The sequence below is a fragment of the Dendronalium phyllosphericum CENA369 genome (assembly GCF_016056275.1).
Lineage (GTDB): Bacteria > Cyanobacteriota > Cyanobacteriia > Cyanobacteriales > Nostocaceae > Dendronalium > Dendronalium phyllosphericum.
Map to the genome: position 1 here is coordinate 1 of NZ_JAECZA010000074.1, position 23,469 is coordinate 23,469.

Consider the following 23,469-nt stretch of genomic DNA (forward strand, 5'->3'; position numbering starts at 1 on the left):
CCCTACTTCCCCTGCTCCCCCTGCTCCCCCTCTTGCCTTATAGCTTTTTCCCATCTCAGGTTAAACTAAATCGATAGTTAGGTGTTACGCATTACCCTGTTAAAGTGTATGTTGAGAAAAAACTATTTTCTACGAGTTCTTTGCGCCTACGCAGTTTAAAAATTATTTTGAACTACGTAGACGCGAAGAATACGCAAATAAAATCTCGAAAAATCAGGAAAATTTAGCTGATTTTTGATAAACATCAATCATAAAGAGTAGTGTTATGCATCTTACAAACCCTGTTGAAACTCTTGCAACAGGAACAGTAATCGGAGAGTAGAACATGGCTGTTCTAGTCTTGCAATCAACATACAATTTTAACGCTCATTCTAATTAGTACCATCAACTACAACGCGCGAGAATGGCAGGAAAAGATACCAAAGAACTCTTAATTCATCAAACTCTAACTAATTTTAGTAACGATAGATCGATGCCAGCAGAAACAAACGAAAGCCATCTACTGATTATTGAAGACGATCAAGGTCGCAAGGAATTTTCTTTAGAAAACCCTCTCTACTCTATCGGTAGAGATCGCGAGTGCAATATTCGTTTAGTGTCTCAGTTTGTTTCCCGTCGTCATGCTACGTTAGTAAGATTGCCACGAGAAAATAATAGTCATAGCTATTATTACCGGATTGTAGATGGTGATGCTAAAGGTAAGCCTAGTGCCAATGGAATGATGATTAATGGACGCAAAATGCCAGCCCACGATTTGAGAAATGAAGATGAAATCGTTTTTGGGCCTCAAGTTCGTGCCATTTATTATTTGTTAAGAAATGTTCAGCGATCGGGACAAACTGATTCCAGCGAGTATGACATTACACTCATTAATCCTGGCATGACTGAAGATGAAGATATAGAAGATTAAAAATATGCCAATTGCGCTAGTTTCTAACCATTGGCTTGCTGACTTTAAAATACGAGATGTTGCCAAAGCTAGCTTTGCCGAAAGCTAGCCACAGCAGCACTAGCATTTTGACTGCAAGCAGAAATAATCATTATCCAGCAATGCTTTCAATCAAATGCCAATGGCGGCTGCGTTCAATTGCCTGCTTGATGAAGTCAAACGTTTGTCGGCAGTGGTTATCAAGTTGAAGTGGCAGTTCCTCATTTTTAATTACGATACTCATCCGAGTTTCGGTTTCAGTAGCTGTTGATTTATCAATCAAAACTTCTGCTGTCACCATCTTTGAGAAAGAAATATTACCGGGAATCTCACGAGCCATAATGTAATCGGTTGTGTAGTATTTGATTTCCAAATCACAATCTTGTAGAAGGTCTACAAGCAATGGCTGGAGATGCTCAATAGGAATAGAAAGAATAAATGAACAGGTATAGCGAGCCATAATACCCCCACGCCTTGCAACACTCCGTCCATCGTATAATACCGAAGCATCTAAACGTCAACTCATTATAGTTTCATTAAGTTCGCGAACTAAACTAGGTCGGAGACTGGATATCGGGTATTGGCATATTTGGTGTGGGATATTTGCCAGATGATGCGCCCAACTAACATTGATACGCGATCGCCAAGTAAAAGGGACTGGGGATTAGGGACTGGGAATTGGGTTATCAAACGCTCATATTGTGGAATTCTGCTTTAACCCCTCCCAAATTTTGTCACAATTTCTCAGTACCCAGTACCCAGTACCAAAGCGGCATTCCTAGAGCCACCAACATAAAGGTGTGGTGGGGGAATCCTTGCCGCGACTAGTTAAAAATGCTGTTGAAAGTTTGATAAAAAACTTTAAAATAAGGGTTTGGTGGAGGTGCATTATGAAAATTGCAATTACTGGAGCAACAGGATTTGTAGGTAGTCGTTTGGTAGAACGACTCCACAAGCAAGGTAATAGCGTACTGGTGTTAACCCGTAATACCACTTTTGCTCAAAAGGTTTTTCCACCTGAAGCTTTTGGGAATGTAGAAATTGTTACCTATACACCAAATGTATCCGGTTCTTGGCAAGATGCGTTTGCTGGTTGTGATGCTGTAGTTAACCTAGCAGGAGAACCCATCGCCGAGAAACGCTGGACACCAGAACACAAGCAAGAAATTCTCAATAGTCGTCAGCTAGGTACACAGAAAATAGTTGAAGCAATAGCTAAGGCTAATCCCAAGCCAACTGTCTTAGTCAATGCTTCAGCTATTGGCTATTACGGTACTAGTGAAACCGCTACCTTTGATGAAACAAGTCCATCTGGTAACGATTTTCTCGCCCAAGTCTGCCAAGCTTGGGAAGCAGAAGCCAGAAAAGTAAAAGATGCTGGTGTACGGCTAGTAATTCTGCGTTTCGGTATTATCTTGGGTTTGGGCGGTGCTTTGGGCAAAATGATTACACCCTTTAAACTCTTCGCAGGCGGGCCCATTGGCAGTGGTCGGCAATGGTTTTCCTGGATTCATGTAGACGACTTAGTTAACTTAATTGTACAAGCTTTAACTAAACCAGAAATAGAAGGCGTATATAATGCCACTGCTCCTAACCCCGTTCGTATGGCGGATTTAAGCCAAACTATGGGACAAGTAATGAGTCGTCCTTCTTGGTTGCCTGTGCCTGCTTTTGCTCTAGAAGCCCTCTTGGGAGATGGGGCAATTGTTGTCTTAGAAGGTCAACAAGTCCTACCCAAACGCACGTTGGAAACAGGCTTTGAGTATCAATATCCTAATTTACAACCAGCACTCAAACAAATTCTTAAGTAAAGTCAATCGTTAAGAGCTATGACTAAAACAGGGTGTGGGGTGTAGGGTGTAGGGGAAAGATGAAATGCTCCATAAGCTTATATTGGTAGGGACGAATGGCCGTACTCTACGAGAAGGCTCTTGAGAACGCTCCTACAAACAATTCATGTGTCGCAAAGATTATTGAAATTGGTAAAACTATCCCGATTAAGGATAGTTTTAAATTTATAAAAGCTCCCAAAAATGATATTTAGGAGCTTTTAAGGTATGAAACAGTGAATAGTTAAAATCTATCTTTATCTATTTGGTTTCAGCGTCTATCTAGAGAAATGGCTTAGTATGAAGCTAGCTTGTACTATTTAACACAAAATTTTTTCAAAGATAATATTTGAATAGCATTTTCCAAAACAATGCTACAAATTAAAAGCTGGAAGTCCCTTGCTTTTCCCCTTTGAAAACAAAAAGCTATACTCTTCAAAATTTAATATACATTAATTGGATAGGATTACCGTAGTTATTTAGAAAATCCCTTGCTTACCTCAAGGGAATGTGTAATACTCTTAAACTATACAAATAACGGTAATTCTATCGATATACCGTATTTTAAAAGGACAGGACTCATGCAGCTACTATGGTTCATCCCTACTCATGGCGACGGGCGCTATCTTGGAACTGCAACAGGCGGACGGGCGGTTAGCTTTGCATACTTCCGACAAATTGCCCAAGCAGTGGATGACCTGGGATATACGGGAGCATTATTACCTACAGGGCGTTCTTGTGAAGATGCGTGGATTGTGGCATCAAGCCTCGTATCACTGACGAAACAGATGCGCTTTCTGGTGGCGATACGTCCCGGACTGGTATCGCCCGCAGTAGCAGCACGGATGGCAGCAACCTTCGATCGCATCTCTGGCGGACGTTTGCTGATTAACGTAGTTACAGGTGGCGACCCCGTAGAATTAGCAGGAGATGGCTTGCACCTGAGTCACGACCAACGCTATGAATTAACAGATGAATTTTTGACAGTCTGGCGGGCGATCGCTAGCGGTCAAGTAGCTAATCTCAAAGGCAAATATCTAGACATTAAAGATGGTAACTTGCTGTTTCCTCCCGTTCAGCAGCCATATCCACCCTTGTGGTTTGGCGGTTCCTCTGATGTTGCTCAAAAGATTGCTGCCAAGCACGTAGATATTTATCTAACTTGGGGCGAACCACCAGCGCAAGTAGCCGAAAAAATTGCCTCGGTTCGCAGACTTGCAGAGGCAGAAGGAAGGACTTTGCGGTTTGGCATTCGCCTACATGTAATTGTGCGGGAAACTGAAAGCGAAGCTTGGGATGCAGCCAATCAATTGATTCGCTATGTCGATGACGCAGCGATCGCCAAAGCTCAAAATGCTTATGCGCGTATGGATTCAGAAGGCCAACGCCGGATGACGCAATTACATAAAGGCGATCGCCAAGCGTTAGAGATTAGCCCAAACCTCTGGGCTGGCGTTGGTTTAGTCAGAGGCGGTGCAGGAACAGCCATAGTAGGCGACCCACAAACAGTAGCAGCCAGGATGTTGGAATATGCAAATTTGGGTATTGAAACCTTTATTCTCTCTGGCTATCCTCACCTAGAGGAAGCTTATCGAGTAGCAGAACTTTTATTTCCTCATTTGCCTTTAGAGAATCTGCCGACAGTTGAAAAACAACATGTCTTAAGTCCATTTGGCGAGATTGTTGCTAATGAAGATTTTCCCAAGCAGCAGTCAAAACAACAAGCTACACCTGTATCTTAGTGTGAAGCAAAGAGCAATTCATAGTTTTCCCCTTATAGTAATTGGAGTTTAATTGCATGACTCATATTCTGGCGATCGCTGGTAGTCCATCTCATCCTTCCAGAACCTACGGTATTTTGGAATATAGTGCCAAGCTTTTAGGACAAGAAGGTTTGCATGTAGACATTATTTCAGTTCGCGATTTGCCTGCTGAAGATTTAGTTTTTGGACGGTATGATAGTTCGGCATTAGAACAGCCAAAAGCCTTACTGGCAAAAGCAGATGCTGTAATTATTTCTACACCAATCTATAAAGCGGCTTATACTGGCGTACTCAAGGCATTTTTGGATTTACTACCGCAGAAAGCATTGTCAGGAAAAGTCGTACTACCAATCGCCACTGGTGGGACAATAGCTCATTTGTTAGCAATTGAATATGCTTTAAAACCTGTTTTATTTGAGTTAGGAGCGCGGCATATTCTCAGCACTATTTATGCAGTAGATAAACAAATTCAATGGCAAAACGATAATAGCGTACAGCTTGATGAGGAAATCGACCAAAGACTTAAAGAAGTTCTCAAAGAACTTGTCAAAGCTGTGAAGTATTATGCTGTTGAATCTCAACAGTTAGCTCATGCCAATTAAGCTTGAAAGATATTGCTCTTTATGCGGCTTAATTGCATAAAGTCGAGCTAAGTAAGCAAGTTTATACCTCCGTCTCTAGTATCAGATGGGAAATTTCTACCCATCTGATATTTTATTTTGAAACATCATTAAAGATTTAGAGAAAGCTGCGATCGCTTTGTATAAAAATCCCTACTCAATAGAGATGGCATAAATTGCTCAAGCAAGCATTCTGCCAGTCCGATTCTGTATATAACTTTGTCAGCCAGGATAACTGTATATTATTAAATAGTAGAAGAGACTGGGAAAATTCACCAATGCAATCAGTCAGTCGGGAGCATATCGAAATCGCTTCTGATGTGCGGAGTGGGAAGCCCTGCATTGTCGGTACTCGCATTGCTGTAGAAGATGTGGCGGTGATGCATTTAAAGCTAGGATATTCCTTAGTAGAGATTGCTGGTAAGTATGACCTTTCATTGGCATCTGTTTATGCAGCAATGGCTTATTATTTTGATCGCCGAGACGAGATCGATCGCCGCACAGCACAAGAGGATGAGTTAGTTGAAGTACTGAAGCAAAATCATCCCTCGCGTCTTCAAGAAAAACTCAGACAGTTGAGGAATGAGTGAACGAATTCGCTTTCATCTGGATGAAAATGTCGATCCTGCAATTGCCCTTGGCTTGCGCCGTTATGGAATTGATGTCACAACAACCAATGATGTGGAATTACGCACTCAAAGCGATGAAGTCCAGTTAGCGTTTATTCAGTAAACACAGCGAGTACTGTTTACCCAAGATGCAGATTTTTTGATTATTGCAAGTTCTAAGCTCGACCATCCTGGTATTACTTACTGCAAGAAAGGAACTCGTTCAATTGGTGAAATAATTCAAACCTTGGTTTTGATTTATGAGGTAATGACACCTGAAGAGATGGTGGGACGTGTCGAGTTCGTGTGAAATTAAAGCAGCACCGAAAGGCTTGCATAATCTGCTGGTTTTGCGATCGCTTAAGTTTGGTTGTAGGCGATCGCTTAGTTTGTTAATGGTATCAAATTCTTAGTAGTAGCGTGTATTGTCATGCAGCGCAACGCACGACATCTTTTACTAAAAATCAGCAACAAAATAATCTGTAGACTATCTTTTATTTGATGACTGTATCCCTAAACAATGTCGTCAGGTCATCTTTAGTTGTTCTAACTTCTGTCTAATTAAAATTTCAACTTCCTCAATCTCAACATTCGATTTTGGGATGTCAAAAGTCTCTGGAGAAGCTTCAGAAGTAAAACGGTCAACAAAAGCACGAAATGCTGCTTTATTGTCGGGGTGAGCAATGACGAAAGCTCTTAACTCAGTTTTTGTCATGCTACTAAAGTCAGGCTTCATCACAAGAACCTCCAAAGACCATTGCGATAGATTTCTATTTCTATGTTATCGCCTGCTAAAATAAACACATTACCTGTTTGCTCATCAAGGCGGACAATGAAAATAGGGGTAAATGTATTAGTCAAAGCTTGACATAGTATGACACACCTGATGCCTTGTTCAGCAGTTGGCAAGATTCGTATACCTCATAACCACATAGCTCTGAATCAGAGTAACAAGTAAAGGGAAAATATAAAACAACTTCTCAGAATATAGAAAAGCTAGTCTTACCCAATCTTGCATTTATCAGCAGTTGTAGGCGATCGCTTGTATAAAAATGTTCATAATGGTAGCACTATAATCTATCGCACTTTTAGGTAAACAGATCGAGCAATTTCTCTGCATAGATATTTGGATTGTGGCATGGCTGTTATCTTCGAGCGCACTGGATTAAATGCAGCTTAAACCATTATTTTAACATCATGGTTTTACCTAACTCGGTAGCATAAGGATTTAGCTACCATCCCATAATAAAACAGCGATCGCAGCCAGTTTGAATTTTAAATTTTCGCGATCGCCATAACTGCTTGCTGCATCTGGAAAATAGATCGAGTTGATTTAGTAAGCAAAAAGACATATTGCTTACTCAAAATGTCTGATTGCTTTCTCATTTTGGTGTTTTCCGCAAGTAAAATGCCTAAATGCTTACTCAAAATGTCTAATTGCTTTCTCATTTCGGTAGATCGCGCACTCATTTTAATGTTTTGTGCGAGTAAACGACAGATCGCTTGCTCAACTTATCTGTTTGCTAACTTATATCAGTAATTATCGCACTCACGATCGCGATCGTTTTGTAGCAAAAGCCATTGCAGATACTGTAATTCCTTTTCAACCAAATATTAAGGCAGAAGTAGCTGTTCTACATTTAACTTGCATAGGTCGGGTGGGCAAGATGCCCACCGCCACTTGCTACAAGTTTGGGAACCCACCCAAAGCAGTGGTTCCCCCACAATCGGCTTTGGAGAGAAACCCTCCCGCCACGTTCAATTCACCGTAACCTAGTGGTTTCTCAGCACTACTAAGGCACAATTAACACTGGACAAGGAGAAAGGTTAATCACGCGGGTAGTAACACTATCAGTTGCTCCCTCTTCAGTTAACCCTAGTCCCCGACAGCCCATGATGATTAAATCTGCCCCGATTTCATCGGCGACATCACAGATAGTAAATGCTGGTTTACCCTGCTTCTCTAAGACTTCAGCTTGAATACCTTGCCCAGAAAATAGGGTTCGGGCATTTTCCAGCAGTTTGGCAACTACCTCCGGTGACACCATCGGATCTCCACTAGGTGCATCTTGTGTTGGTTCTTCTACAACAGATAGCAGCACCAAGCGGCTACCATACTTTTGGACAACGTTGGTAACTACATCAGCAGCTTCCCGCGCTTCCCGGCTTTGATCGATTGGAAATAACACTGTCTTGAACATCTCTCTCACCTCCGCACCCCTGACTCCGGTAAAATCTTGATGGTTCTACTTTCAAAACAATAACAAAAAGGCAATCAGGAGGGTTTGGCTGTGTCCAAAAAAACTTTAGCAAATTTATCTGCTGGCGATATATCTGGTAAACGCGCTTTAGTGCGAGTTGACTTTAATGTACCTTTGGATGACCAAGGTAACATCACTGACGATACTCGGATTCGCGCGGCTTTGCCAACCATCCAAGATTTAACGCAGAAGGGAGCTAAGGTAATTCTAGCAAGCCATTTTGGTCGTCCCAAGGGTGTGGATGACAAATTGCGTCTAACTCCGGTTGCTAAACGCCTCTCTGAGTTGTTGGGGCAAGAAGTCATTAAAACTGATGACTCTATTGGCGATGAAGTCGCTGCTAAAGTGGGAGCGTTACAAAATGGCCAAGTGCTGCTATTAGAAAATGTCCGTTTTTACAAAGAAGAAGAAAAAAACGACAAAGAATTTGCCAAAAAATTAGCAGCAAATGCTGATTTTTTCGTGAATGACGCTTTTGGTACTGCACACCGCGCCCACGCTTCTACTGAAGGTGTGACTGAATTTCTGAGTCCTTCTGTGGCTGGATATTTGGTTGAAAAGGAATTGGAGTATCTGCAAAACGCAATTGAAAATCCCCAACATCCTCTAGCGGCGATTATTGGCGGTTCTAAAGTCTCCAGTAAAATCGGCGTGATTGAAACGCTGTTGGAAAAGTGCGACAAACTGATTATCGGTGGTGGGATGATTTTCACATTCTATAAAGCCCGTGGTTTGAATGTCGGTAAGTCTCTGGTGGAAGAAGACAAGCTAGAACTGGCGAAGTCTTTAGAAGCTAAGGCTAAGGAACGCGGTGTTACCTTCTTGCTACCCACAGATGTGGTAGTAGCAGATAAATTTGCCCCCGATGCCAATGCAACAACCGTCAGCATCGAGAATATCCCTGATGATGGTATGGGTTTAGATATTGGCCCGGACTCTGTAAAAGTGTTCCAAGAAGCGCTTGCTGATTGCAAAACAGTGATTTGGAACGGGCCGATGGGTGTGTTTGAGTTTGATAAATTTGCCGTAGGTACGGAAGCGATCGCTCGTACTCTGGCCGAAATCGGCAAAACTGGTACAACCACAATCATCGGTGGCGGTGACTCTGTGGCAGCTGTGGAAAAAGTCGGTTTAGCCGACCAAATGAGCCACATCTCCACCGGCGGCGGCGCTAGCTTGGAGTTACTTGAAGGCAAGGTACTACCCGGTATCGCAGCTTTAGACGAAGCATAATTCAAGGGTGAAGGATGAAGACTAAAGTTTCATCCTTTTACCTGTCTCAATTTTTAATTTTTAATTAATTGTTGTGGAACCCAAATGGTTAGAATGGGCGCAAAAGCTACAAGCGATCGCCCAAAATGGTCTGACGTATTCTGAAGGGCCTTTTGATATCGAACGCTACAAACAATTGCGGGCGATCGCAGCAGAAATTATGGCAACTTACGCCAACGTCGAACACAGCTATATCCTTGATTTATTTGCCCGTGAAATAGGATATGCAACTCCAAAAGTCGATGTCCGCGGTGCGGTGTTTCGCAACAATACTATTTTGTTAGTTAAAGAACGATCTGACGGTTACTGGACTTTACCTGGTGGATGGGCTGATGTTGGCGAGTCGCCCAGCGAGGTAGTCGTCAAAGAAGTTTTTGAAGAATCCGGCTATCAAACACGCCCGATCAAACTACTAGCAGTTTATGACAGAAATAAACAAGGACACCCGCCGTTTCCGTTTTATGTCTATAAACTATTTTTTCAGTGCGAACTTATCGGCGGTTCTCCTTTATCAAGTATTGAAACCGAGGAAGTGGGTTTTTTCTGTGAAAATGCGTTACCAGAACTTTCTCTAACACGTGTGACACCCGCACAAATCACCCGGCTTTTTCAACATTACTACAATCCAGATTTCCCAACAGACTTTGATTAAAAATCGCGTGTTTGCTATTTCACATATCTAGTTATAAGTCAACTGTGACACTAAAGTTAAACTGGTAATATTACTCAAGTGACATATTTAGACTTGCCATCATTCTGAAGTAAGATACTACTAAACTAGTTTCATATCTACACTGATTTAGTATACCTCTTTGCTATAAAACTAATTGTGTGTAAATGACTTCCATTATTCAACAAAAATCAATCCAACACCATCCAAGACTGGGAATTGAAGTCCTGCAAGGTTGCAATCTTACCTGTCTTACAGACATACAGATACATGAATTAAAAACATCACTTTGGGAACATGGCGTTATTGTAGTCAGACAGCAACACCTCAGCGCCCAAGAGTTGGAAGAATTTGCCAGACAAACCTTTGGTAATTTGATGTTTGGCGGCCCTTCCAAGCCGTTAGATCCCGATATCAGTCCAGACCTCCAAAGCCAATATGTGAATATTTTGGGTAATCCTAAGGGACTCGACCAGGAACCAATAGAAAAATATGCTTGGGAATGGCATCACGATAAAGATCGCATCCCACGCATAGAAGGGCTAGAGATGAATGCCTTGTATGTTGTGATGCTTTACGGAGTGGAAATGCCTGGGGAAGATATACACGGACAACCCCACACTACTGAATTCCTCGACATGGTAGAAGCCTATAACAATTTAGATCCTCAACGTCAGCAGCAGCTAGAGCAAATGTCAATGTATCACTTGCCACCAATATTCTCTAAGTCTGCTGATGTGGCGACTGATGTACCGATGAAAGTGCATCCAATTGTGTCTACTCACCAAGTCACTGGCAAAAAGGGACTATACCTCGGTTCGGACACAGCAATTCCTGTTGGGATGGAAGATAGACCAGAAGAAGCAAAACATTTCTGGAAAGATTTATTTCAGACAGTTATAGACCGCACGCCAGTCTTCTCCCATGTTTGGTATCCAGGAGATATTGTTTTTTGGGACAACTCACAAGTAATGCATAGAGGTGTACCCTACGATGCAACGCAGCATCAGCGAATTGCACTGCGTTTAGGGGTCGTGGACAATCAATCAATTCAAAAGTAATTTTTAGTCGAAGAAAATCTAGAGTTTTTAGTTGATTGCAAAATCTTAGCCTGCTTTTGGGAACACTGGATTTAGTTAACTGACTTTTAATCGCCAAGAAGTTTGCAATTGCAGCAAGCTCATAAGTGAAAATTTATCAGTTCTGCTACATCTAATACCAAGGCACTGCTACATCAACATGAAATGGATTCAGCCGTCCCTATATTTTGCAGTCTTTTCCTTGCCTTTGTGTTTGAATCTTGTGCCGCTTTCTGCATCAACAGTACAAGTTCAGGCTCATTCGCACCGCACAGAAAAAACTTGGCAAATTAGTCAAGCATTTAAACCGCCGAAGCGGGGAGATCCTCCTGCAAGTTCTGGAGGTTCAACCCGTGGTTCTTCTTGTCTAACGGGAAATAAGTCACTAACCGCTTTAATACCTGCAAATAAATTAGGACTTACCTTCGCTAAACATCCCACTTTTTTTTGGTATGTGCCTACATCTGAGGTTAAAACTGCCAAGTTTATCATCTTAGATCGTAAAGAGCGGAAATCGTTGTATCAAACAACTTTGCCACTTCCGCGTAATCCTGGAATTATGAGCTTTACACTTCCTGAAAGTGCGCCTCCACTAGCAGTAGGTAAAACTTATTACTGGTATTTCACAATTGTTTGCAATTCTGAAGACGAGAGCGAAAACCCCAGTGTAGATGGCTGGGTGGAACGCACTCAACCAGAATTATCTTTGTCGCAGGCGCTAGCAAAAGCAGATTTACGGAAGCAGCCAACTCTCTATGCAGAAGCTGGAATTTGGCATGAAGCACTGATTACTCTGGTGCAGCTACGCCGTTCTGAGCCGAATAATTTAAAAACTCGGCTGGATTGGAAACAACTTTTCACATCTGTAGGATTGAGTGCGATCGCCCCAGAGCCATTACTCGATTGCTGCAAAGCACAGAAATAAAAATGAGCAAGCAAGGGAGAGCGACGTTTCTTGCTACAGACGCGATTAATCGTGTCTCTACAATATGATGTGGGCAAAGCTAAAACCGCAAATCTGGCAATGGCGGGGCGTTCTGATGGCTGTTCCCAATGTTACAGTTCTGACGATCGCACTCCGCTTGACGGGATTGCTGCAATTATTAGAATTGGCAATGCTGGATCAGTTTTTTCTCTTGCGTCCACCAGAGCCGATTGAGACGCGCATTGTCATAGTTGAGATTAACGAAGCAGATATCCGCAAGCAAGGCCAGTGGCCGATGTCGGATGCGGCACTTGCCAGTGTATTAGAGAAGATTAAGCAGCAGCAACCGCGTGCGATCGGTTTGGATCTGTACCGCGATCTCCCAGTAAATCCCGGCCATCAAGCTTTAGTCAAGGTGTTTGAGTCTACACCCAATTTGATTGGAGTCCAAAAAATCTCTGATACTTTCGATAGTTCTTCAGTTGATGCATCTCCAATACTCAAAGCGCGCCATCAAATTGGGGCAAACGATTTACCTTTAGATGGTGATGGCAAAATTCGCCGAGGATTGCTATACCTCAATTTAAAAAACGATGAGATTCTGGAAAGTTTTGGGCTAAAACTGGCGTTGTTGTACTTAAAAGCTCAAGGAATTACCGAGAAACCAGCAGCCAACAACCCCAATTACTTGCAGTTAGGTCGAGGTGTTTTCCCTACTTTTGAAGCGAATGATGGCGGTTACGTCCGAGCAGATGCAGGAAGCTATCAAGTAATTTTGAACTATCGAGGCAGAATTCAGCAGTTTACAAAAGTCTCTTTGACAAAAGTGCAACAAAACAGCATTCCCCCAGACTTAATGCGAGGTAAGGTGGTGTTAATTGGGGCAACTGCTGAAAGTTTAAAGGATTTATTCTATACGCCTTATAGCAGTAATGTTCTGACTGACCCGGAACGCATGGCAGGTGTGACAATCCATGCTAATTTAACTAGTCAAATTTTGAGTGCAGCTATAGATGGTCGTCAGCAAATTAAAACTTTGTCGGAACCGCTAGAATGGTTGGCGATTTTGAGTTGGTCGATTATTGGTGCTAGTTTGTGTTGGCTACAACGCCACAACAGCAACCAAAAGATGATGGTTGTCAGTGTTTTTTTGGCGGGTGGTGGTTTAGTTGGTGGTAGCTTTCTGGCATTTCTTGCTGGTTGGTGGATTCCCGTTGTCCCCTCAATTTTGGCATTTGCTGGATCTGCGATCGCTGTCACTCAATATATTGCCCAAAGTGCTGCCCAAATGCGAAAAACTATTGGGCGCTATCTCACAGATGAAGTCCTGAGCAATATCTTGGAAACTTCTTCTGGATTTAAGCTTGGCGGAGAACGCCGGAAAGTTACAGTACTTGTGTCTGATTTAAGAGGATTTTCTGCGATTTCCGAACAATTGCCCCCAGAAAAAGTAGTGACGATTCTCAATCTTTATTTGGGAGCAATGACAGAGGTGATTAATCAATACAAAGGTACGATTAATGAGTTTATGGGTGATGGCATCTTTGTAATGTTTGGTGCGCCGATAAATCGCCAAGATGATTCTCAAAGAGCGATCGCTTGTGCTATGGCTATGCAATTGGCAATGCAGCAGGTGAATGAAAAAAATCAGCAAATGAACCTACCAATTCTGGAAATGGGAATTGGCATTAATACAGGCGAGGTCGTAGCAGGAAATATTGGTTCTCAAAAACGCGCTCAGTATACGGTCATTGGCAGTCACGTGAATTTAGCTGCCCGTATTGAATCCTACAGCGTTGGAGGGCAAATTTTAATTTCGGAAAATACCTCCAAAGATGCTAATATTGACCTCAAAATTGCTGGAAAACAACAAATAGAACCAAAGGGAATTAAAGACCCGGTAACAATTTACGAAATTTGTGGCATTGGTGGTAAATATAACTTGTTCTTGCCCCAAGACGATGAAGTGCTGATTAGCCTGAATCAAGAAGTGTCTGTAGAGTATACGGTTTTGCAAGGTAAACACGCAGAGGGAACAGTATTCCGAGGGGAATTGATTAGCCTTTCCGAAAAAAGGGCACAACTGCGTAGATGCCCAGCATCTTGTCATCAGACATCGCTGCATTCATTAGAACTGCTCAGTAATCTCAAGCTGAAATTATTAATTGAACCAGAACTACCCATAGGAGAAGAAATTCTCTATGCCAAGGTCATCAAAAAAGTTGATGAATCTATTTTTCTGATTCGTTTTACAGCCATTCCTCCCAAAGCGATCGCAGCACTCAATGCTTTACGTCAGACTGCTTAATTCGACAAATTGATAAAATTTCATTTAATCTAAATTAATCAATAGTAAATCTACTTAAAATTCCGAATTTTACAGATTGTTTTGTCGAAATATTAGTTTTGAGCAAACAACTAAAACTCATCAATAACAAACGGTTAGCTTTTGAGTATTTTTGAGTTATACTCACAGCCTTTAATTTCAAAAAAAGCAAAATTATTGAGAATACTTTTAAACAGACTCGATAGAGAACGGCTCAATAACACATCTTTACAAAATAACCATAATTTTATAATTAATTTATCAATAAATAACTTTTGATATTTTATTCACTTAACAATTTTTTTAGAAAAATCTGGGTTTATTTCAAAATACCGTAAAGTACGTAAGTAATGCTTTACATCACTTGCAAAAGAACTTATTTTAGAATTTAAAGAGCAAGCTAAAAATTCTTAGGCAACATAGATTTAGTAGAAGGTTATAGAGATATGTCTAATTTCAATTTGTCGATTGATGCGCTGTTACAGCGCCTTCAAAGTCGTTCAAAGCTTCATGCTGGCTATCCTTATAACCTCGCATTTGATTATCAGCACATACTACCGCTTTTACAATACACACTCAATAATTTAGGTGATGCCTATGTAGAAGGTAATTATGGAATCAACGCTAAGGATTTTGAACGAGAGGTAATTAGTTTTTTTGCAGGGCTTTATCATTTAGAAAAAGATGATACTTGGGGTTATGTAACATCTTGCGGCACAGAAGGAAACCTTTATGGGATTTTGCTCGGACGTGAGTTATATCCAGATGGAATTCTTTATGGTTCGGCTGATTGTCACTATTCGATTGTTAAAGCTGCCAGGATGTTTCGCATTCCATTTGTCGAGGTAAAAAGTCAGATTCATGGCGAAATAGATTATTCATCATTGCGTCAAGCTTTGGCGAAGAACCGAAATCAACCCGCAATTATTAATGTCAATGTAGGGACTACAATTACAGGTGCAGTAGATGATATCAGTAAAGTAGTAGATATCCTTGCCGAGCTAAATATAAGTCAATTTCACATTCATGTAGATGGAGCTTTAGGAGGAATGCTCGTTCCCTATATGGAAGGGGCCACGCCTTTAGATTTCTCTCAATATCCAATTGGCTCTATAGCAGTTAGCGGTCATAAATTTATCGGTTCTCCAGTTCCTTGTGGAGTAGTGCTAGCTCGCAAGCAAAAAGTACAATCCTTTGATATTGAATATCTCGGTTCAACAGATACAACAATAACAGGTAGTAGAAATGGATTAACACCTGTCATTCTCTGGGATGCTATTCAGCAGCGAAAAAATCTGTTTAAAGCAGAAGTATTACACTGTCGCAAGTTAGCAGAATATTTCCAAAATAAAATCGCAGAATTAGGACATTTTGCACTTCTCAATCCTTTTTCGACTACGGTTGTATTTGAGCGTCCAGAAAAGTCAATAGAGAAACGCTGGCAACTAGCTTGTTATGGTAACATTGCTCATATTGTAGTGATGCAAAATCATCACGAATCAATATTGAAACAACTTTTACAAGAACTAGATTTAATGAGTACAATAGCAGCTTAGTTGAATCGATTTTTACAAGAACTAGATTTAATGAGTACAATAGCAGCTTAGTTGAATCAATCGCGCTGTAGCTAGTTGCGCGTGGTATTAGCCTATCAGTTGATGAACTTAACTAATACGAGCTGAATGTGTGGGTAAACTTTTAATTGTGGCGATCGCAGTCAGAATAATTGCCAAAACCAACGCTACATTTCTTAACAAAGAATTGTTCCAGTGCTTAATTGCGATCGCAATCAGTGCCCACACTATTACTCCTATATAAGCAATGTCCTGACGTTGGATGCCAATAATTGCTGCTATTAAGAAAGCTGCAAATAACATGATGACAGTCCAGATTTGAGCAGAGATACCCCATCCATTCCATCCCTGAAAATACAACGCACACGCTATGTTAACAATAGTTGCGACGCTAATCCAGCCTAGATAAATGCTAATGGGAAAATGAATGCTCCATTTCTTAGAACGAGATACTTGCGTGCGTCCAATTCCTAATCGCAGATAAATACCAATTAGAGGCAGTAGAATTAGGAGCATTGCAATTATAGAAAGTCCAAAAAGTCTGGAGAGGAAGAGATACACCCAGATGCTTTGGGCAACACAGGCAATTACCAATAGATATCCTGTCTTGCGTAAATCTAAATCGTGTTTTTGGTTAGGTAGAAACTGATAGATACCAAACGCGAATAATCCTAGGTAAATCAGTCCCCAAATGCTGAAGGCATAGTTAGCAGGGATAATCAGAACATTTTTGAACAAAGTATTGGAAATTTCTCCTATGCTGAGTCCATTGAGTGGAAAAATATTTGATGCGATATTGACAATAAAAGCGCCGACAATGGCAAATAAAGTAACCAACTGGCGGAGAAAATCCCAGTTTTTGCCAGATGTAGATTGCTGCATAGGAAGTGAAACGATATATATCTTCACTCTAGCGACATTTGTTATTTATTGTTGACGGTTGACTGTTAACTGCGAACAGTCAACAACTTTAAGCGGAATAGCTTATTTTTTGGATTTCCCTAATGGCAGTGTAACCGTACAAGTTGTACCTATTTCTACTTCACTAAAGATACTAATACTGCCCTGGTGTAAGTCTACACATTTTTTGACAACGACTAATCCCAATCCCGTACCAGGAATACTTCTGACATTCTTGCCACGATGAAAAGGCTCAAAAAGCTGCTTTCGATCTTCTAGCGGAATTCCAATACCCCAATCCTGAACCTGGAGAATCACTGTGTCTGATTTAAACTCCAGAGCCAAACGAACATTCCCTCCTAGAGGAGAATATTTGATAGCATTCAATAGCAAATTAGATAGAAGCGATCGCAACAGCCTTTCATCTAAACTGGTCAGAACAGCTTTTCCTTGGCAAATAAACGATAGTGTGTGCGTCTCACCTGTACTCAGTTGTATTTCTTCCACAAAAGCACCACAAAATGCTTCTAAATCCAGCATTTTAGGATTAAATTCTAACTTTCCGGTTTCGGCTCGATTAATAGTCAAAATGTCGTCTAGCATCTGAACCATATTTTTTACAGAAAGTTGAATCCGCTGCAAGTTCCTCAATCGCTTAGAAGAGTTATCCCATTCATCTTGGCAGTTCTCTAGCAATTGAGCTGCCGCTAAAGCAGTACTCAAAGGCGTGCGAAATTCGTGAGATGCCATTGAGAAAAAACGTGTTTTCAGGGCGCTGAGTTCTCTCTCTCGCTCTAATGCTATGCGAATCTCATCTAATCGCTTACGTTCTGTGATATCACGGCAGTTAACCATAATTCTAGTGTCTGCTGTATTGTCTAAAAATTTCTGACTAATAGCTTCCACTATTCGCCACGAGCCATCTTTGTGCCGACAACGAAACTCTATAGGAGCAGTAACTTCTGAACTTTTGATGGCATGAGTAAAGCTAGAGTAAGTATTAGCAAAATCCTCTGGGTGAATGTAGTTCAAGAAGTTTTTGCCGATTAGTTCTGCTGCTGGATAACCCAAAACTTTTTCGACTGAAGGACTTTCGTAGCAAATTGAACCATCTACATCCAGAATTTTTACGATATCTAATGCATTTTCAATCAACGAACGGAAGCGTTCTTCACTTTGACGTAACGCTTGTTCGGCTTGCTTGCGTTCGGTAATGTCACGTTGTACTGATATCCAGTGACTATACCAGCCAGTTTTATCAGCTACGGGTACAATACTAAATTCATTCCAAAATTCCGAGCCGTCTTTGCGGTAGTTGATTAGTTGAACGGTGACTGGTTCCCAATGAGAAAGGGCTGCCCAGACTTTATCTAGTTCAACCCGACTCGTCTTTGCTCCTTGCAGGATACGGGGCGTTTTACCTAAAACTTCCTCTAGACTGTAACCAGTAATTCGGGTAAATGCTTCGTTCACATAAATAATATATGGCCCTGGCTGGCCAACTGGTTCTGCTTCAGTGATTACTACAGCATCATTTGTATTCACAACTACAGATTGCAGCAGTCGTACCTGTTCTTCTTGCCGCTTTTGTTGTGTGATGTCAGCAATCACTGCCACTATGCCGTTAATCTGATTCTCATTATCGTGCAATGGAGCAGCAGAAAAGATGATGTCGATAGGAATGCCATCTTTTTTGTGACTTCGCAATTCTACTGTGGTATATGTTGTTCCTTGTAAAATGCTTTGTTGGAGGGTATTATACTCCTGCAATTGCTCGTCTAGAAAAATCGGGTTAGGGCGATCGACCACCTCCGCCTCTATCCAGCCAAATATGCGTTCAGCAGCAGGGTTCCAAATTTTAATATTGCTTTCTAAATCAAGGGTGAAGATAGCACGAGGAGAGGCGTTAATTAGAGCTTGTAGTGCTGCTTGAGTGCGCTGACGTTCAGCAATTTCTGCTCGTAGGGAGGTATTAGCTTTAGCTAACTCTTGAGTACGTTTTTGGACGCGAAGTTCTAACTCTGCGTTGAGTTTTTGTAGCTGTTTGTAAAGTTCTGACTGTTGGATGGCAATAGCTACTTGGGTGGCTAGTTGTTTCATTAACTCAACTTCCCAAGATTTCCATTTCCGAGGGGAACTACACTGATGGGCAATCAATAAACCCCAAAGATAAGGTGTATAAGGAGGCGTTTCGCTATCCCTTTGCCGATCCACTTGCCGATAGTCTTGTAAAATCGGTACTACCAACTTTGCTTTGATACCGAACTGTTTAACAAAATCTGCCAAACATGGTTCGACATCTGCTTGGTCAACGCTAGCGATCGCGCGAGTTTTTCCCAATGAATATGCTTGATGATACTGTTTAGGAAACACTTCTTCTGGAAAGGTTTCTCCCAAAATTTTTGTATACTCAGGTAAAACTGTTTCTGTAATTGCACTACCTGTACCATCTTCCCAGAGGCGATAAATTAATACCCTATCTGCTTGGAGAAACTCCCGAACTTCCGCAACAGTGGTAGCAAGCACTTCCTCTAAATCCAAAGATTCACGAATATGTTGAGCAATCTGGTTCACTAGTCGCTCCCGCTCAGTTTGTTGCCGCAGCATCACTTCTGTACAATGTCGTCTAGTCACCTCTTGATAGAGAAAATAGCAAACTGCACCTAGGGCAAAAATGCCAAAAACACTACCCATAGGAACAAGATCGATAATACTAAAAATTAGTATCAGCATAGTAATCAGATATCTAATTGAATAGTTTTTTCTGGGCGATCGCTAGTAATAAATTTGGTGAAACACTACACCAAATTGAAAATTTGGTGAGCTAGTAATATCATGTCCGGTAAATCACTTACAATTAAAAATTCTCCGCGTCCCCCGAAGTTTGCTCAACGGGGGGAACCCCCGCACGCAACTTCTCTCCGCGTCTCCCCATCTCCGTGTCACTCTTATCGTAACTATTTAGGTGGATATGATATGGCGGGTACGCAGTGGCTCAACTTTTTTGTGACAGTGACGGGTTCTAATCTCCCACATTCAAGATTGCTGAATTCTGCATTCTTCTTCAATCAATTTGTTTGAGACGGTAGCCGATACCGTGAACTGTTTCAATAAAATCTTCACAAGCTCCAGATGCTTTCAACTTTTGACGCAGACTTCTTAAATGAACTTTGACAGCATGTTCTTCAGGAGGAGAGTCTAGCGACCAAATATGTTCAATAATGACGCTGCGGCTCAGGACACGACGACCATTCCGCAGCAATAACTCTAATATACCGTACTCTTTTGGAGTTAAATGTAACATATTTGGCCCATAACTTACTTCATAGGTACTAGGGTTGAGATGTAAATTCCCCCATTCTAAGATTGGTGGCGATGAAACATTTCCCCGACGCAACAAGGCGCGAATTCGGGCAAATAGTTCTTGCAAATCCACTGGTTTAACGACGTAATCATCTGCGCCTGCATCGAGTCCGGTGATTTTATCGCTAACTGTGTCGCGGGCAGTCAGCATCAGAACAGGCATACTGTAGCTGTGCGATCGCAACCGATGACATAAACTAATTCCATCAAGTTCTGGCAACATCACATCCAGCAACAGCAAATCATAATCCAAGATTTTGGCTTGATTCCATCCGGCTTCACCGTCTGTCACCACATCAACTATATAACGCTGGTCTGTGAGAGCTTCTGCCAAAGTTTCAGCAAGGCGGACATCATCTTCAACCAAGAGAATTCGCATAGCTATTTTTTTTAACTATAAAAGTATGTTTAAAACAATTTGCCAACTCTGATTGAGAAAATATTGCAAAAAGTAACAATTTTGAGATATCGTAGCTTCTTTCCGATTTCTTTACAATTTTCTGAGCGATTTCCTTACTTTTGGGATGTAATTTCTATTGTGTATGGGTTTGCGATCGCTTGTATCAAGAGTTTTATCCTAATTATCCAAAGAATCTGACAGACGCGTAAATTTACTAATTTGTAATCATATTTATGTATAATTCTGACTGTTATATACACTCTAATATAGATATATCAACACAAAAAAATAGCAATTCAAAATACATTCTTATTTGTGATGATATTGTAGAAAACTGCATTTTATTTAAAATTTATCTAGAAATAGCAGGATATCAAGTTGAGATAGTGACTAATGGAGTGGCAGCACTTGCCAAAATTAAATCCAAGGTTCCCGATCTGCTGATACTGGATGTAATGATGCCAGCAATGGACGGATACGAAGTTGCTCGTCGCATTCGCCATGACCCGGATTTAGGATATTTTCCTATTTTATTGGTTACAGCATCTGATGAAGCAGATGTCAAAAATAACTGTGAAGTAATAGTAGATGGAGTGCTCCAAAAGCCTTGTGCTCCAAATGTACTATTATCAATGATTAAAATAATTTTAGAGTCTAAGTAAAATCCCAAATCATCGCCGCGATCGCAGATTCAAAATCACAAATTAAAGTAAATCTTCTTCAGATAGCTGGGCTATTTTCATTAACGCTTTCAAGGTTCCAACTTTCAAATCTTGATTGCGGCGAACAGGAATTGACAGGATTTGTTCTTGTTCAGGTTTTTCATAAATATGATGGCTGCCAGTAATTCTTCGCAAAACCCAACCTTTTTGCTCGACAATCTTACAAAGTTGCCTGCCAGAAATCGATTTCATACAGCGATTTCGACAACTCGATCCGTTGACTTAACTGCATTACGATTGTTGGCAACTTCCAGCCAACCTTCAATAGCGTCCTTTAAATTAGCCATCACCTCTTCCATCGTGTCACCTTCAGTAATACAACCGGGAAGTGCGGGAACCTCTGCCCAATAGCCGCCTTCTTCTGCTGAATGAATGATTGCTTTGATTTTCATACACTTGTTGAGGTAGTTTTTGAGAACATACTAACAACCATACTGTTTGCTTTTAAGTATGGTTGCTTGAACTTAAGTTCCGTCTATTGTACTGGAATTTTTAGGTGTCATCCGCATCTTGTTCTTGGACAAGTTTCCATGCCTCAAAGTCACGAACTCTCAGATCAAATATCTGCTCAAATTTTTCAGGATCAAAATATCTAATAATCATCTCGTTGGATTTGAAAAAGTATGAGATAAGCTCACTCCAAATATTCAGAGCTATATCTCCATCAATACGCCACAGTTTAACTTTACGATGGCTTCTAAACTCCTTCGGCATTAATGAGTTCTTTCGCTGTTGGTAATTATCTTTAACATATACTTTGACTGCTCCATCAAGATGACGAAATGCTTTTACTTGTGTATCACGCTCGCTATGTATATAGCGGTTAAAATAATAACAATCAAAAGTGTACCTGTCGTCTGAAATTTCCTCAATCTCAAATGTTTTTATCCTATCACGGTAACTCCAGTGAAATTCAGTGCGGTCAAGGCTACAAGTTCGCTCAAACAATGAGTTCTTATTTCGCTCAATAACAGTTAATCCAATATAGTTTGGATCATCCAATTTATTTAAATCAAAAGGTAGACCACGCCATCCATCCATTTCTGCTACTTGGGCATAAAATTCTTTCGGCATGATCCGGCGGTGATCTATTGCAATCCGAAACTCATTTCTATTTTTGGTCTGGGAACGATATTCAGCAAATAGTTCTATAAAATCAAAATTTGGATTGGATGTATATCCTCTTCTTAAAAGTTGGTGATAATGCAAAATATGATTTTTATACTGAATTCCACCATTAAATAAAATAAAATCAGAATTTATATGAAGTAAGCCATCCCGATCGAACTTTTCGGATAATTCAGGATAAAGCTTTAAAACTGCACTTTCTTCCAAGTTTTGGTTAATTGCTCCTTTGAATGAGAAATAGCTACGCTCAACTTCTGAACATACATAGTAAAGAGCAAACCTCTTGCGCTGCCTCTCATTCTCTATTCTGCTACTAACAAACATTTTGAAGCCAGATGGCATACAGTTAAATAAATTTTCAACTTCACTTTCCTCACATGCTGTCAGGTATTCATACGCTTCTTCAACTAATTCAATCAACTGATTAGTTATGGGATGTTGCTGTTCCTCTAGCATGTACTGAGGAAGATAAATTGGATAGATGTTGTAGTGCCTAGTTTGTTTGATAAACCTACATTCCGCACCTGAAAGTGCCACAAAAGAAATGATAGGGAATATGTCCGCTAGTTTTTAATAAAAAACCAAAGTAATAAGGTATGGAAAGTCAAAAATCAAGCTGAAGTTGAGAAAAAAATGGATGGTTATAAAAAATACTGCATAAAAAAGTAGAGTTACTGAAAATAGAGTGAGTAACTCAAAAAAGTTGATAAAAGGAAAGCTGGAGTGAAATGACAATCAAACTAATAAATAGTAGCGACGACAAGCATTAGGGAAGAATTGTAATATCCATAATCTTTCATCAGAGAGGTTTGAGATTTGTGAAACACCATTAATAATTAATAAATGAATACCTTGGAAACATTGAAACATCCATCTGAGAGTGGGGCGGTATGTAAGTTTACCTAATTGGTTTTTTAGTTTTTGATTTTGAGCTAATAAACTTTCACGTAACCGTCTTTGACCTAAAGTATAAACCAACAAACATAAACCCATAATCATAGATAATGCTTCAATGCGCTCCGGTGATTTGATAAATATGCTGTCTGTCAAGAATAAAGGGTCTTTGAGAAAAGCAAATCCTCTCTCACATGATTGTTGGGC

At 40.7% G+C, this 23,469-nt stretch carries 23 protein-coding genes and 2 pseudogenes; 14 read left to right on the forward strand and 11 right to left on the reverse strand.

Annotated elements, in window-relative coordinates; all coding sequences use genetic code 11:
- Positions 1-403 precede the first annotated feature (403 nt).
- Positions 404-910: an FHA domain-containing protein gene (locus I8752_RS15840; RefSeq protein ID WP_214433276.1), complete on the forward strand. Its 507-nt coding sequence runs from the start codon at positions 404-406 to the stop codon at positions 908-910.
- A 130-nt stretch (positions 911-1,040) separates the two neighbouring features.
- On the opposite strand, the gene I8752_RS15845 is transcribed toward I8752_RS15840, so the two are convergent.
- Positions 1,041-1,388: a hypothetical protein gene (locus I8752_RS15845; protein WP_214433277.1), complete on the reverse strand. Its 348-nt coding sequence runs from the start codon at positions 1,386-1,388 to the stop codon at positions 1,041-1,043.
- Positions 1,389-1,818: 430 nt separating this feature from the next.
- On the opposite strand from I8752_RS15845, the gene thyD reads away from it, so the two are divergent.
- From thyD to I8752_RS37360, 5 genes are all read left to right on the forward strand, one after another.
- Positions 1,819-2,739, forward strand: coding sequence for a thylakoid membrane protein ThyD (gene thyD / locus I8752_RS15850; protein ID WP_214433278.1), 921 nt, complete (start codon positions 1,819-1,821; stop codon positions 2,737-2,739).
- A 599-nt stretch (positions 2,740-3,338) separates the two neighbouring features.
- Complete coding sequence (gene ssuD / locus I8752_RS15855; protein WP_214433279.1) at positions 3,339-4,499, forward strand: FMNH2-dependent alkanesulfonate monooxygenase; 1,161 nt, start codon at positions 3,339-3,341, stop codon at positions 4,497-4,499.
- A 56-nt stretch (positions 4,500-4,555) separates the two neighbouring features.
- Positions 4,556-5,122, forward strand: a complete 567-nt coding sequence (ssuE, locus tag I8752_RS15860) for an NADPH-dependent FMN reductase (protein WP_214433280.1) — start codon at positions 4,556-4,558, stop codon at positions 5,120-5,122.
- Between the two features lie 296 nt (positions 5,123-5,418).
- Entirely contained in the window at positions 5,419-5,730 is a 312-nt protein-coding gene (locus I8752_RS15865; protein WP_214433281.1) for a DUF433 domain-containing protein, read from the forward strand.
- Positions 5,723-5,872: a DUF5615 family PIN-like protein gene (locus I8752_RS37360; RefSeq protein WP_225895684.1), complete on the forward strand. Its 150-nt coding sequence runs from the start codon at positions 5,723-5,725 to the stop codon at positions 5,870-5,872. The genes I8752_RS15865 and I8752_RS37360 overlap by 8 nt, the downstream gene beginning before the upstream one ends.
- A 402-nt stretch (positions 5,873-6,274) precedes the next feature.
- On the opposite strand, the gene I8752_RS15875 is transcribed toward I8752_RS37360, so the two are convergent.
- Together I8752_RS15875 and I8752_RS15880 are read right to left on the reverse strand one after the other, a co-directional pair.
- The gene (locus I8752_RS15875) at positions 6,275-6,484 is read right to left on the reverse strand and encodes a DUF6887 family protein (RefSeq protein WP_214433282.1); all 210 of its coding nucleotides are present in this window, start codon (positions 6,482-6,484) and stop codon (positions 6,275-6,277) included.
- Entirely contained in the window at positions 6,484-6,657 is a 174-nt protein-coding gene (locus tag I8752_RS15880; protein ID WP_225895685.1) for a DUF6888 family protein, read from the reverse strand. Before I8752_RS15880 ends, I8752_RS15875 begins: the two co-directional genes overlap by 1 nt.
- Before the next feature lie 572 nt (positions 6,658-7,229).
- Between I8752_RS15880 and I8752_RS15885 the strand changes: the two genes are divergently transcribed.
- Complete coding sequence (locus tag I8752_RS15885) at positions 7,230-7,520, forward strand: hypothetical protein (protein WP_214433283.1); 291 nt, start codon at positions 7,230-7,232, stop codon at positions 7,518-7,520.
- Between the two features lie 21 nt (positions 7,521-7,541).
- Here the strand turns inward: I8752_RS15885 and I8752_RS15890 are convergent, their stop codons facing one another.
- Complete coding sequence (locus tag I8752_RS15890) at positions 7,542-7,949, reverse strand: universal stress protein (RefSeq protein WP_214433284.1); 408 nt, start codon at positions 7,947-7,949, stop codon at positions 7,542-7,544.
- Positions 7,950-8,039: 90 nt separating this feature from the next.
- On the opposite strand from I8752_RS15890, the gene I8752_RS15895 reads away from it, so the two are divergent.
- From I8752_RS15895 to I8752_RS15920, 6 genes are all read left to right on the forward strand, one after another.
- Positions 8,040-9,242: a phosphoglycerate kinase gene (locus I8752_RS15895; protein WP_214433285.1), complete on the forward strand. Its 1,203-nt coding sequence runs from the start codon at positions 8,040-8,042 to the stop codon at positions 9,240-9,242.
- A 73-nt stretch (positions 9,243-9,315) separates the two neighbouring features.
- Entirely contained in the window at positions 9,316-9,933 is a 618-nt protein-coding gene (locus I8752_RS15900; protein WP_214433286.1) for an NUDIX hydrolase, read from the forward strand.
- A gap of 185 nt (positions 9,934-10,118) precedes the next feature.
- Entirely contained in the window at positions 10,119-11,012 is an 894-nt protein-coding gene (locus I8752_RS15905) for a TauD/TfdA dioxygenase family protein (protein ID WP_214433287.1), read from the forward strand.
- A gap of 178 nt (positions 11,013-11,190) precedes the next feature.
- A complete protein-coding gene (locus I8752_RS15910) occupies positions 11,191-11,955 on the forward strand; it encodes a DUF928 domain-containing protein (RefSeq protein ID WP_214433288.1) in 765 nt (254 codons plus the stop codon).
- Between the two features lie 64 nt (positions 11,956-12,019).
- Positions 12,020-14,263: a CHASE2 domain-containing protein gene (locus I8752_RS15915; protein WP_225895687.1), complete on the forward strand. Its 2,244-nt coding sequence runs from the start codon at positions 12,020-12,022 to the stop codon at positions 14,261-14,263.
- 464 nt (positions 14,264-14,727) lie between these two features.
- A complete protein-coding gene (locus I8752_RS15920) occupies positions 14,728-15,837 on the forward strand; it encodes a histidine decarboxylase (protein WP_214433289.1) in 1,110 nt (369 codons plus the stop codon).
- Positions 15,838-15,945: 108 nt separating this feature from the next.
- Here I8752_RS15920 and I8752_RS15925 read toward each other — a convergent pair whose 3' ends face one another.
- The 3 genes from I8752_RS15925 to I8752_RS15935 form a co-directional block, all read right to left on the reverse strand.
- Positions 15,946-16,737 (reverse strand): tryptophan-rich sensory protein, encoded by a 792-nt coding sequence (locus I8752_RS15925; RefSeq protein WP_214433290.1) that lies wholly within the window; start codon positions 16,735-16,737, stop codon positions 15,946-15,948.
- Positions 16,738-16,839: 102 nt separating this feature from the next.
- Positions 16,840-19,488 (reverse strand): PAS domain S-box protein, encoded by a 2,649-nt coding sequence (locus tag I8752_RS15930; RefSeq protein ID WP_225895688.1) that lies wholly within the window; start codon positions 19,486-19,488, stop codon positions 16,840-16,842.
- Between the two features lie 331 nt (positions 19,489-19,819).
- Positions 19,820-20,497, reverse strand: a complete 678-nt coding sequence (locus tag I8752_RS15935; protein WP_214433291.1) for a response regulator transcription factor — start codon at positions 20,495-20,497, stop codon at positions 19,820-19,822.
- Between the two features lie 254 nt (positions 20,498-20,751).
- Here I8752_RS15935 and I8752_RS15940 point away from each other — a divergent pair, with 254 nt between their 5' ends.
- Positions 20,752-21,180: a response regulator gene (locus tag I8752_RS15940; protein ID WP_214433292.1), complete on the forward strand. Its 429-nt coding sequence runs from the start codon at positions 20,752-20,754 to the stop codon at positions 21,178-21,180.
- Between the two features lie 42 nt (positions 21,181-21,222).
- On the opposite strand, the gene I8752_RS15945 is transcribed toward I8752_RS15940, so the two are convergent.
- From I8752_RS15945 to I8752_RS15960, 4 genes and pseudogenes are all read right to left on the reverse strand, one after another.
- A complete protein-coding gene (locus I8752_RS15945; RefSeq protein WP_214433293.1) occupies positions 21,223-21,432 on the reverse strand; it encodes a type II toxin-antitoxin system HicA family toxin in 210 nt (69 codons plus the stop codon).
- Positions 21,429-21,638 (reverse strand): annotated as a pseudogene (locus I8752_RS15950) (type II toxin-antitoxin system HicB family antitoxin); the annotation flags it as partial. The gene I8752_RS15945 and the pseudogene I8752_RS15950, both read right to left, overlap by 4 nt.
- 94 nt (positions 21,639-21,732) lie before the next feature.
- On the reverse strand, positions 21,733-22,905 hold the full coding sequence (locus I8752_RS15955; protein WP_214433295.1) for a hypothetical protein: 1,173 nt from the start codon (positions 22,903-22,905) through the stop codon (positions 21,733-21,735).
- Between the two features lie 198 nt (positions 22,906-23,103).
- Positions 23,104-23,469, reverse strand: a pseudogene (locus tag I8752_RS15960) (IS1634 family transposase); the annotation flags it as partial.